We start from the raw sequence: 11,822 nt of genomic DNA, 5'->3' as shown, positions 1-11,822 counted from the left end.
TTGAAGAGAGATGTCCATGCGAACGAACATCATCCGGCACGAGAGCATGATGGTGAGCTATGACTCGGTCAACGGCTGGACCGTTGTCGAGGTCGACGGTGAGGTGGATGCGCACACCGCTCCCATGATCCGGGAAGCGGTGATCAGGCTCGTCGATGAGGGACACCGCCACTTCGTCCTGGACCTGGGCTTCGTCACCTTCATGGACTCGATGGGGCTGGGCGTGATCGTGGCAATCACGAAACGCATCCGTGAACGCGAAGGCTCGCTGCGTATCGCCTCCGTCTCCGGCCGGATGCTGAGGATCTTCGACCTCAGCGGCATGGGCCAGAGCTACGACATGTATCCCTCGGCAACGGAAGCGGCGCAGTCCACCCCCTTGCCCGGCAGCCTGGCGCACTGGCCGCATCCCCCCGAGGGAACCGACCGGGCTTGAACGACGACCCGTCCCTGACCGCGGGCACCGTGGTCAGGGACCGACGTGTCGAGGCCGGGCCGGGTCGGCGCTCAGCTGCCGGCCGCGCCCGGAAGGCGCAGGGCGAGCAGGGCGACGTCGTCGTCGAACCTCTGGCCACGTCCGGCCATCAGCTCGTCGCACAGGACGTTCACAGGGGCCCGGACCAGCCGCGAGGCATGCTCGGCCAACGCACGCAGGCCGTCGTCGATGTCCTCGTCGCGTCGCTCGACCAGGCCGTCGGTGAACAGCAGCAGCGTGGCCTCCGGCGGCAGCGGATGCGCGTGGTCGAACCTCGGGACGGAAGGTTCGATGCCGACGGGGATCCCGTGCCTGGCGGGATCCAGGTACTGGGTGGCGCCGTCGGCGGTGACCACCAGTGGTGGCGGATGCCCGGCGTTGGTCCACCGGAATGTGTACCCGCCCTCGCCGCCGCCCTCGATACGGCCGAACACCAGCGTCGCGACCGGAGGAGGGCCGAACATCGTCAAAGCGGCGTCGAGTTTCGAGACCACCAGGCTCGGCGGCCCGCCCCGGTCGTGGGCCAGGGCGCGCAGCATGTTGCGGATCTGCCCCATCAACGGCGCGGCCTCGACATCGTGACCGGTGACGTCACCGACGACGACACCCGTGGCGCCGTCGGGCAGCCGCAGGGCGTCGTACCAGTCCCCGCCGAGCTTGGGCAGCTGTGAGGCCGGCTGGTAGCGCGCCTGTACCTCGATCGGCGCCAGGTCGGGAAGGGCGGGCAGCATGCTGCGCTGGAAATGCTCGGCGGAGTGCTTGAGATGCTCGTACAGGCGGGCGTTCTCGATGCTGACACTCGCTGCGCTGGCCAGCGCGGTCAGGAGCGCCTCGTCATCGTCGGTGAACGGCGTGCCGTCCCGCCTGTCGGCCAGGTAGAGATCCCCGTACACGGTGTCGCGCACCAAGAGCGGGACACCCAGCAGCGTCGTCATGACCGGGTGCCCGCCCGGAAACCCGACGGCGTGAGGATGCTCGGCCAGCTCCGACACCCGCAACGGCCGCCGGTCGGCCACCAGGGTCCGCAGCACGCCATGGCCCTGCGGCAGGCCCAGGGCGGCGCACAGCTGCGGGTCGTCGATGCCCACGGTGATCAGGTCGGCGAATGCGCCGCTCTCCCCGAGCACGCCCAACGCCCCGTAGCGCGTGCCGACCAGGTCCGCGGCCGCCTCCACGATGTGATGCAGCACCGCCTCGGTGTCCAGGTCGGCACTGATGGCCACGACTGCGTCCAGCAGGCGCCGCAAGCGGCGCTGGTCCGAGGGCGCCTCCGGCGCTTGCGCGCCCGGAACATCGCGAGCGCCCTCGGGCACCGGCAGCCGATTCGCCTCGGGCGCGGCGTCGTCAGGGCCGAAGCCGTCGCCCGGCCGCGGTCGCGGATCGCGCGCCATACCTGCTTCCTTCCCGCGACTGGCGAGTGTCATCACCTCGTCCAGCGACGCCACCCTAGGCGTTCACTACCCCGAATCCAGCCCGCGACCCGCGCCGCACCGGGCGCTCGATCCGGGCAACCGGCCTGCCACACGTTCACCGGACCTTCACCCGTCGCGGCTGACGCGCATCGGTTTGCGGGCACCCGGAAGGCGCTCGCGTCGTGAGGGAAGGAGCCCTCTCGTGCTCTTCGTCGCCGCTCTGCTGCTCCCCGTGCTGGTGCTGCTGCTGATCGCAACGGACCGCATCGAGGACTGGCTGGCCGGAACCGGACGGGACCCGGCGGACCGCGCCCCCGCCCGCCGTCACCTGCGTCTGATTTCGGGACGCGCATCGCAGAACGCTGCCCGAACCCACACGGAAGTGCCGGAGCAGCGGCCCGACGCGGCCTGACCTGCGCATCCTGTCCTGCACCGGGCGACTGGCCTGCCCGGCCAGCTGCATGACGATGAGATCGCGTCGTGGCAGCGGCGAGAGTTCCGCGCGGCGACGGCGCCGAGACGGGTCCGGCGGGCGTGCCGGTCGTTTCACGATCCCCTGCCGTGTCGACGGCGCGTTCGGAACGATCAGGGCACGATGACGACGGGGCACTGTGCAGGGCGGGCCGTCCACGCCGGGAGCGACCCGACGAGGTGGTGCGGCCGGTGCTCCGGAGCGCCGAGCACCAGCGCGTCGGCCTGATGCTCATCCGCCGGACGGGCCGGCTCACGCGCCGCATCGCCGGTGCAGGCCGTGACGTGGACGTCCAGACCGGCCGGCGTGGTCGCGGGGAGTGTCGGCGGGTTCGGCCGCGGCCGGGCGAGCGCATCGCCCTCCCGCTCCGCCACGGGGACGACTGCCGTTCCCGGGGCCGTACGCCATGGGCACGTCAGTGATGTGCGCGACGAGCAGCCGCCGCCCGGCAGGGCGGTCCGATCCGGCCGCCCACGCCGGCGCGCCGCGGCCGGCCGCGAATCCGTCGTAGCCCACCACGACAGGATGCGCCGGAGCAGCGGACGCACGGTGAACCTGCTCACCTTCACCGGTCAGGGCTTCGCTCACGCACTCCGCAGGGGCACACCAGGCACCGTACCGATCGCCCCGGTTCCGGCACCGGGCGTGCCGGGGAAGGCGCCGCGTACCTTCCCCACCGTGAAACCACGACGCGATTCGTGTACGTGTAACGGACGGTCGCGTGCGGCACTCTTCCTCGGGGGCCAGGGACGAGCGTGCCGCATCGGCCACCACGGTCGCTGCGGGCCGGCGCAGGCTGAACCGGCGTGCGAGCGGTGGAGGTGGAGGTGACGTCGTGGCTGTCGTAGGCGGTGCACCGCCCCATAAGCGCAGGGGTGCGGTGGCGAGTGCGGCGGAGGACCTCAATCCCGGGGCGTTCGCCTTCGTCATGGCCACGGGCATCGTGTCCACCGCGCTGACCGAGGGCGGCGCGACGGCCTCCTCGGTCGTCCTGCTGTGGATCGCGGCCGCGGGATACGCGGTGCTGTGGGCGGGCTATCTGTGGCGTGCGGCGTACCGGTGGCCGGGTTTCCGCTCCGACCTGGCAGGGCCGCACGGTTTCGCCTTCCTCACCGTCGTCGCCGCCTCCGAGGTGCTGGCCGGCCGACTGGCCCTCGACCGGCACGACGGCGCGGCCGCCGCGCTGACCGTGCTCGGCGCGGTCGGATGGCTGGTGCTCGGTTACGGTGTGCCGCTGCTGCTGGTCTCGTCCGGGCGGCCCCTGTCGCTGCGTCAGGTGAACGGCACCTGGTTCATCTGGGTGGTGGGCACGCAGTCCGTCGCGGTCGCCACCGCCGCCCTCGCGCAGCACACCGGCGGCCGGGCCCTGGGCGTGCTGGCCTCGGTGTGCTGGGCCGTCGGACTGCTGCAGTACCTGCTGGTGGCCACGCTGGCACTGGCCCGGCTTCTGCTGGAACCCCTCGTTCCGGAGGAACTGGTGCCGCCCTACTGGGTGTTCATGGGCGCTGCCGCGATCAGTGTGCTGGCCGGCGCGAGGCTTCTTCGCCTCCCGCCCGCGGACGCACTGCTGCCCTGGGCGTTCGTGGTGGGCGTGTCCGCCGTGGCGTGGTCGTTCTGCACCTGGCTGATCCCGCTCCTGCTCGCCCTCGGCGTGTGGCGGCACGTGCTGCACCGCGTTCCGCTGCGGTACCGGACGAGCCTGTGGAGCATGGTCTTCCCGGTCGGCATGTACGGGGTGGCGAGCCGGGAACTGGGCGACGCGGCAGGCTGGGCATGGATGACCGCGACCGGCGTCGGCGAGGCGTGGGCGGCGCTCGCGGTGTGGACGGCGGTCTTCGCCGGGATGCTTGCCGCACCGCTCACCCTGCTTTGGCACTCCCACCGGCGGGGACAGGAGAAGTGACGCAGTGTACAAAAGACTGTTCGTGTGATTGGCCGGTTGCAAGCCGGGTGCGCAAGGCCAAGACTGTCCGTGGCCGGTTTCGTTCGCCCGCGTGGACGCTGTGCTGGACCGCCCGTGGTGCGTGCGTCGGACCGGTGAGTGTGCGACGACGGCAAGGGGGTGGCCAGTTGGCCACGGCCACGGCTGTCCGGTCACGTCGTCCGAGGCCGGCAGGTCACGCGCTCGGCGCCCGGTCCACGCTCCGGCCACCCGTGATCCGCTCCTGGATCCCGCGCCCGACCGGGAACACCACGGCGCCCGCCCAGTCTCCGGATGCCTGCAGGTCTTTCGGCGCGCCGACGCACGATTGTGCCGCCCGGTTCCGGGGCGCCGGGTCGCCGACCGGGGTGTTGCCGGTCGGCCGAACAGCCCTGCCGGCACCGACGCCGTGGAGGCGAACGGTGTGTCGTACCTGCTCGGTCGCGCCTCCAGTGGGGCACGGTGATCCTTGCGCCTCATGGCTGGGCACCGTGCGAGAAATTACCGGGCGCCGATGCGGGCGAAGGCAACTGCGGCCGAGGAGGCGAACGGTGTGAGCACGGACCGGGCTGATGCCGCGGCGGAGCGACTGATGCGTACGGCGCAGTACTTCTTCCCCGGTACCCAGTCACCCGACCGGCGGATGCTGTACCGCGAGGGCGGCCGGGAGGCGGAGGAGTTCTACCACGAGCGGTGGCGCCACGACCGTGAGGTGCGCTCCACGCACGGGGTGAACTGCACCGGGTCCTGCTCGTGGCGGGTGTTCGTCAAGGACGGCCTGATCACCTGGGAGACCCAGGCCACCGACTATCCGTCCGTCGGCCCCGACTCGCCGGAGTACGAGCCGCGGGGCTGCCCGCGCGGTGCGTCGTTCTCCTGGTACACCTACTCTCCCACCCGCATCCGCTACCCGTACGTGCGCGGCCCGCTCCTGGAACTGTGGCGGCGGGCGAAGGAGCAGCACCCCGACCCGGTGGAAGCGTGGGAGTGGCTGACCTCGGACCCCGAGCGGTGCGCCACCTACAAGCGGGCGCGCGGCAAGGGCGGCTTCGTGCGCTGCACCTGGCAGGAGGTGACCGAACTGGTGGCAGCGGCGCAGGTGCACACCGTCAAGCGGTACGGCCCCGACCGCATCGTGGGCTTCTCTCCGATCCCGGCGATGTCGATGGTGTCCTACGCGGCCGGGACGCGGTACCTGTCGATGATCGGCGGGACGATCTCGTCCTTCTACGACTGGTATGCGGACCTGCCGATGGCCTCGCCGCAGGTGTTCGGTGACCAGACGGACGTGCCGGAGTCCGGGGACTGGTGGAACGCCGGCTATCTGATCGTGTGGGGCACCAACCTGCCGATCACCCGTACGCCGGACGCGCACTTCATGACAGAGGCCCGTTACCGGGGGCAGAAGGTCGTGGTGGTCTCCCCGGACTACGGCGACCACACAAAGTTCGCCGACGACTGGCTCGCAGCCGCCCCGGGCACCGATGGCGCGCTGGCCATGGCCATGGGCCATGTCATCCTGAGCGAGTTCTACCGCGACCGGCAGGTGCCGTACTTCACCGAGTACGCCAAGACCTATACCGACCTGCCGTTCCTGGTGCGGCTACGGGAGCGGGACGGCGGCGGGTACGTTCCGGACAAATTCCTCACCGCTGCCGACCTGCCCGGCACGGGTGCTGAGGCGGACAAGTTCAAGACCGTGCTGCTGGACGCGCTTACCGGTGAACCCGCTGTGCCCAACGGGTCGCTGGGCTTCCGCTGGACGTCCCCGAAGGACGCCCAGGAGCCGCGATGGAACCTGCGGCTGGACGGCGTCGACCCGCTGCTGTCCCTGCACGGCCGCCCCGGCGGCGAGGCGGTGGCGGTCGACCTGCCCCGTTTCGACGCCGGCCCCGGCGAGGGCGGGGGAGTGCTGCGGCGCGGCGTGCCGGCGGCCCGGGTCGGGGGCCATCTGGTGACCACCGTCTTCGACCTGGTGCTCGCCCAGTACGGGGTGGCCCGTGAGGGCCTGCCCGGCCAGTGGCCGTCCGGATACGACGACGCGGACAGCCCGTACACCCCCGCCTGGCAGGAGACGATCACCTCGGTGTCCGCGAAGGCGGCCGCCCGGGTGGCCCGGGAATTCGCCCGCAACGCCGAGCGCACAGGCGGCCGTTCGATGATCGCGATGGGGGCCGGGACCAACCACTGGTTCCACTCCGACCAGATCTACCGCGCGTTCCTGTCCCTGGTGATGCTCACCGGCAGCCAGGGTGTCAACGGCGGCGGCTGGGCGCACTACGTCGGCCAGGAGAAGGTGCGCCCGCTGACCGGCTGGTTCCACCTCGCGTTCGGCCTGGACTGGCAGCGGCCCACCCGGCACATGGTGGGCACGCCGCTGTTCTGGCTGGCCACCGACCAGTGGCGCTACGAGGCGTTCCCCGCCGACACGCTGACCAGTCCGCTCGGGCAGGGCCGGCTGGCGGGACGCACCCTGCCGGACTGCAACGCGCTGGCCGCCCGGCTGGGCTGGATGCCCTCGCACCCGGCGTTCGACCGCAACCCGCTGGACGTGTGCGACGACGCCGAACGGGCGGGCAAGGAGGTCGCCCACCACGTCGTCGACGAACTGAAGGCCGGGCGGCTCAGGTTCGCCGCCGAGGACCCCGACGACCCGGCGAACTTCCCCCGGGTCCTGCTCATCTGGCGGGCGAACCTGTTCGCGTCGTCGATGAAGGGCCACGAGTACATGCTGCGACACCTGCTCGGCACCGACGACGCCGTCACCGCCGGGCAGACCCCGCCGCAGCTGCGGCCCAGGGACGTCACCTGGCGCGAGCAGGCCCCGGTCGGCAAACTCGACCTGTCGGTCGCGGTCGACTTCCGCATGACCAGCACCTGCCTGTTCTCCGACGTCGTGCTGCCCGCGGCGACCTGGTACGAGAAGCACGACCTGTCCTCCACCGACATGCACCCGTTCGTGCACGCCTTCAACCCCGCCATCGCACCCCCGTGGCAGACCCGCACCGACTTCGACATCTTCCACACCGTCGCGGCCGAGTTCTCCCGCCTGGCCACAACCCATCTCGGGGTGCGGCGGGACGTCGTCGCGGCCCCACTCGCCCACGACACGGCGGACGAGATGGCCCAGCCGCACGGCAGGGTGCGGGACTGGAAGGCCGGGGAGTGCGAGCCGGTACCGGGCCGCACCATGCCGAAACTGATCGTGGTGGAACGGGACTACACCAAAGTGGCCGAGAAGATGGCCGCCGTCGGACCGCTGCTGGACAGCCTGGGCACCACCACCAAGGGCCTCACCTGGAAGCCCGACGAAGAGATCGCCCACCTGCGCTCCCGCAACGGCACCGTCCGCGGTGGCGTCGCCGACGGGCGTCCCTCGATCGCCCGCGACGACCAGTTCTGCGAGGCGATCCTGGCCCTGTCCGGCACCACCAACGGGCGCCTCGCCGTTCGATCGCTGCGCGCGCTGGAGAAACGCACCGGCGTGGACCTGGCCGACCTGGCCGAGGAACGCTCCGGCGACCGGATCACCTTCGAGGACACCCGCACCCAGCCCCGCGCGGTGATCACCTCTGCGGAGTGGTCGGGCACCGAGTCCGGTGGGCGGCGCTACTCCCCGTTCACCGTGAACGTCGAACGCCTCAAGCCCTGGCACACCCTCACCGGCCGCCAGCACTTCTTCCTCGACCACGACTGGATGGCGGAGTTCGGCGAACAACTTCCCGTCTACCGGCCGCCGTTGAACATAGTGGCCCACTTCGGCGACCCGACCCGCTCTCCGGACGGCCGCCCGGAGCTCGTGGTGCGCTACCTGACCCCGCACTCGAAGTGGTCGATCCACTCCGAGTACCAGGAGAACCTGCACATGCTCACCCTCTTCCGCGGCGGCCCGGTGATCTGGATGAGCCCGAAGGACGCGGAGAAGATCGGGGTGTCCGACAACGACTGGATCGAGGCGTACAACCGCAACGGCGTGGTCGCCTGCCGGGCTGTGGTCACCCACCGCATGCCCGAGGGCACGGTGTACATGTACCACACCATGGACCGGCACCTGAACGTGCCGAAGACGGAGACGTCCGGCCTGCACGGCGGCGGCGACAACTCCCTGACCCGGCTCCTGATCAAACCCACCCACCTGATCGGCGGCTACGCCCAGTTCTCCTACGGCTTCAACTACATCGGCCCCACCGGCAACCAACGCGACGAGATCACCGTCATCCGCCGCCGCAGCCAGGAGGTGCAGTTCTGATGCGCGTGATGGCGCAAGTGGCCATGGTGATGAACCTCGACAAGTGCATCGGCTGCCACACCTGCTCGGTCACCTGCAAGCAGACCTGGACCAACCGGCCCGGATCGGAGTACGTCTGGTTCAACAACGTCGAGACCAAGCCGGGCGCCGGGTACCCGCGCCGCTACGAGGACCAGGAGAAGTGGAAGGGCGGCTGGACCCTGAACCGCCGGGGCAAACTGACGCTGAAGGCGGGCGGCCGGATGCGCAAACTGCTCAGCCTCTTCTACAACCCCGACATGCCCTCGCTCGACGACTTCTACGAACCCTGGACGTACGACTACCAGAGCCTGACCACCGCGCCGCTGTCCGACAGCTTCACCGGCGCCCGGCCCAAGTCCCAGCTGACCGGGCGTGACATGCGGCCCGTGCACGGCCCGAACTGGGACGACGACCTGGCCGGAGCCGCCGGGTACGCCACCACGGACCCCAACCTGGAGGGCCTGTCGGAGCGGGTGCGGATGGAGTTCGAGCACACGTTCATGTTCTATCTGCCGCGGATCTGCGAGCACTGTCTCAACCCCTCCTGCGTGGCCTCCTGCCCGTCGGGGGCGATGTACAAGCGGGAGGAGGACGGCATCGTCCTGGTCGACCAGGACCGTTGCCGCGGCTGGCGGTTCTGCGTCTCCGGCTGCCCCTACAAGAAGGTCTACTTCAACCACCGCACCGGCAAGGCCGAGAAGTGCACCTTCTGCTACCCGCGCATCGAGGCCGGACAGCCCACCATCTGCTCCGAGACCTGCGTGGGCCGGCTGCGTCATCTCGGCGTGATGCTGTACGACGCAGACGCCGTCCTGAAGGCCGCCTCCGTCAAGGACGACAAGGACCTGTACGAGGCGCAACTGTCGGTCTTCCTCGACCCGGACGACCCCGGGGTGCAGGCGGCGGCCGAACGTGACGGCATCGCCCACGACTGGATCCAGGCCGCCCGGCGTTCCCCGGTGTACGCGCTGATCAAGAAGCACCGGGTGGCGCTGCCGCTGCACCCGGAGTACCGCACCATGCCCATGGTCTGGTATGTCCCGCCGCTGTCCCCCGTCGCGGACGCGGTGCACGCCACCGGTTACCACGACGACGACCCCGACCGTGTGTTCGCCGCCATCGACGCCCTGCGCATCCCCATGGAGTACCTGGCCAACCTCTTCACCGCCGGAGACACCACGGTCGTGGAGGAGGTGCTGCGCAAACTGACCGCGATGCGTGCCCACATGCGCGCCCGGCAACTCGGTGACCCGCCCGACCAGGAACTGCTCGACTCTGTCGGTGCGGGCGCCGCCGACATCGAGGACCTCTACCGGCTGCTGGCCATCGCCAAGTACGACGACCGCTACGTCGTCCCCAAGGTGCACGCCGAGGGCAGTGGCGCGCTGATGGCCCAGCACTGCTCCCTGGACTACCCCGGGGGCGTGGCCGACCTCGCCGCCCACGACGAGGACCAACGGTCGGCGGCCCCGCCACCCCTGCCGGGCCTCGCCCCATCGGGCGGCGGCAGCCAGTTCCGCGACAGCGACGGGACAGTGCGCTTCAACCTCCTCGGCTGGAACGGCACCGGCCCGGCCCCCGGCCTCTTCGGCGGCGACGGGGGCGGCCGATGATCCCCCGCCGCACCCGACGCGACGCAGCCGACACGCCACTGGTGCACCGCATCGCCTCGATCCTGCTGCGCTACCCCGACGAGGCCATGCTCGCCGACCTCGACGACGTCGCCGCCGCTCTCCCCGCCGTCGCTCACCCGGCCGACCGCTCCCGGCTCGCCGCAGCCTGCGACCACCTGCGGCGCCTGCCCCGCCCCGAGGCCGCCCAGCAGTACGTCGACACCTTCGACCACACCCGGCGGCGCAGCCTGTACCTGACCTACTACCGGCACGGTGACACCCGCGCCCGCGGCATGGCCCTGCTCGCCCTCAAACACACCTACCGCCGGGCCGGCCACCAACCGCCCGAGGCGGAGCTGCCCGACTTCCTCCCGCTGATCCTGGAATTCGCCGTGCTCGCCCCCGAACCCGGCCACCGCGTTCTCCTGCAGTGTCAGGCCGGCCTCGAACTCCTCCGCCAGGCCCTCCACGAACACTCCAGCACCTACGCCGGCGTCCTCGACACGCTCTGCGGCCGTCTGCCCGAACCAACCCGCCGTGAACGCGATGCCTGGCGCCGGCTGGCCGACCAGGGACCGCCCGGTGAACAGGTCGGCCTGGAATCCTTCGGGCCACCGGAACAGACCGGACTGGATCCTCAATCCGTGCGCGGGCAACCGGCGTCGGCCCCCTCCCCGACCACGAGAGCATTCCTGAGCGCCAAGGAGAGCCGATGAGCTCCTGGGACCTGTGGTGGTGGGTCATCCTGCCCTACCTCGCCCTCGTCACCTTCGTCGTCGGCCACGTCTGGCGCTGGCGCTACGACCGGTTCGGCTGGACCAGCCGCTCCACCCAGCTCCAGGAGCGCCGACTGCTGAAATGGGGCGGGCCGCTGTTCCACTACGGCACCTTCGCCGCCATTGCCGGACACGTGATGGGCATCCTCGTCCCCGAATCATTCACCCACTGGCTGGGCATCCCGGAGGACACCTACCGCTGGTTCTCCTCCATCGGCGGCACCGTCGCCGCCCTCGCCGTCATCTCCGGCGTGGTGATCCTCGCTTTCCGCCGCACCACCGTGCCCCGGGTGCGGGCCACCACCAGCCCGGTCGACTGGCTCGCGCTGATCCTTCTGGCGATCGTGATCGTGCTCGGCATCATCCCCACGATGGGCGTCAACCTCCTGGGAGCCGGCTACGACTACCGGCGGAGTGTTGCCCTGTGGTTCCGCGGCCTGTTCGCCGGCAGCCCCGACGTCGACGCGATCTCCCACGCCCCGCTCATCTACCGGATCCACGCCACCGCAGCCTGGGCCATCCTTGCCGTGTGGCCCTTCACCAGGCTCGTCCATGCCTGGAGCATCCCGCTGTGGTACCTGTGGCGACCGTTCGTCCTCTACCGCTCCCGTACCGCCGCCCACCCCACCGAACCCGGCACCAGCGGACGCCGCTGGCGCCGCATCGGCGTCCGCTACTGACAGCGCTCGCAGACCAGCCCCCGATCAGCCGACTGTCACCGAAGTCACGACCGAGTGCACCTCACCACCCGGCCCGCAGGAGAGGCCGTGTTCGGCATGAGGGTCCCGGCCTGCAGCCGGGCTACTGCGCCAGCAGGCTGATCCCCAGAGCCGTCAGGGCGACGACCTTGGCGGTCTCGAAGGCCACGTAGTACACGTGACCG

The 11,822-nt window shown here is 70.7% G+C and carries 9 protein-coding genes; 7 read left to right on the top strand and 2 right to left on the bottom strand.

Going from position 1 to position 11,822, the window contains the following annotated elements:
* Positions 1-16 precede the first annotated feature (16 nt).
* Complete coding sequence (locus AC5WRT_RS26655; RefSeq protein WP_496093760.1) at positions 17-436, top strand: STAS domain-containing protein; 420 nt, start codon at positions 17-19, stop codon at positions 434-436.
* 71 nt (positions 437-507) lie between these two features.
* Here AC5WRT_RS26655 and AC5WRT_RS26650 read toward each other — a convergent pair whose 3' ends face one another.
* Positions 508-1,866 (bottom strand): PP2C family protein-serine/threonine phosphatase, encoded by a 1,359-nt coding sequence (locus tag AC5WRT_RS26650; RefSeq protein WP_496100667.1) that lies wholly within the window; start codon positions 1,864-1,866, stop codon positions 508-510.
* 223 nt (positions 1,867-2,089) lie between these two features.
* Between AC5WRT_RS26650 and AC5WRT_RS26645 the strand changes: the two genes are divergently transcribed.
* Positions 2,090-2,299 (top strand): hypothetical protein, encoded by a 210-nt coding sequence (locus AC5WRT_RS26645; RefSeq protein WP_496093762.1) that lies wholly within the window; start codon positions 2,090-2,092, stop codon positions 2,297-2,299.
* A gap of 173 nt (positions 2,300-2,472) precedes the next feature.
* Here AC5WRT_RS26645 and AC5WRT_RS26640 read toward each other — a convergent pair whose 3' ends face one another.
* Positions 2,473-2,733: a universal stress protein gene (locus AC5WRT_RS26640; RefSeq protein WP_496100666.1), complete on the bottom strand. Its 261-nt coding sequence runs from the start codon at positions 2,731-2,733 to the stop codon at positions 2,473-2,475.
* A 461-nt stretch (positions 2,734-3,194) separates the two neighbouring features.
* Here AC5WRT_RS26640 and AC5WRT_RS26635 point away from each other — a divergent pair, with 461 nt between their 5' ends.
* The 5 genes from AC5WRT_RS26635 (at position 3,195) to narI (ending at position 11,619) form a co-directional block, all read left to right on the top strand.
* On the top strand, positions 3,195-4,262 hold the full coding sequence (locus tag AC5WRT_RS26635) for a tellurite resistance/C4-dicarboxylate transporter family protein (RefSeq protein WP_496100665.1): 1,068 nt from the start codon (positions 3,195-3,197) through the stop codon (positions 4,260-4,262).
* Positions 4,263-4,872: 610 nt separating this feature from the next.
* Complete coding sequence (locus AC5WRT_RS26630; RefSeq protein WP_496100670.1) at positions 4,873-8,529, top strand: nitrate reductase subunit alpha; 3,657 nt, start codon at positions 4,873-4,875, stop codon at positions 8,527-8,529.
* Entirely contained in the window at positions 8,529-10,163 is a 1,635-nt protein-coding gene (gene narH, locus AC5WRT_RS26625) for a nitrate reductase subunit beta (protein WP_496093765.1), read from the top strand. The genes AC5WRT_RS26630 and narH overlap by 1 nt, the downstream gene beginning before the upstream one ends.
* Complete coding sequence (gene narJ, locus AC5WRT_RS26620; RefSeq protein ID WP_496093766.1) at positions 10,160-10,879, top strand: nitrate reductase molybdenum cofactor assembly chaperone; 720 nt, start codon at positions 10,160-10,162, stop codon at positions 10,877-10,879. Before narH ends, narJ begins: the two co-directional genes overlap by 4 nt.
* Positions 10,876-11,619 carry a respiratory nitrate reductase subunit gamma gene (narI, locus tag AC5WRT_RS26615; protein WP_496100664.1) on the top strand — a complete coding sequence of 248 codons (744 nt, stop codon included), beginning with the start codon at positions 10,876-10,878 and terminating at the stop codon, positions 11,617-11,619. The genes narJ and narI overlap by 4 nt, the downstream gene beginning before the upstream one ends.
* Positions 11,620-11,822: the final 203 nt, after the last annotated feature.

This window comes from Streptomyces sp. NTD91 (assembly GCF_059510455.1).
The sequence above is the reverse complement of the archived record's forward strand: the minus strand, read 5'-3'. Positions and strand labels throughout refer to the sequence as shown.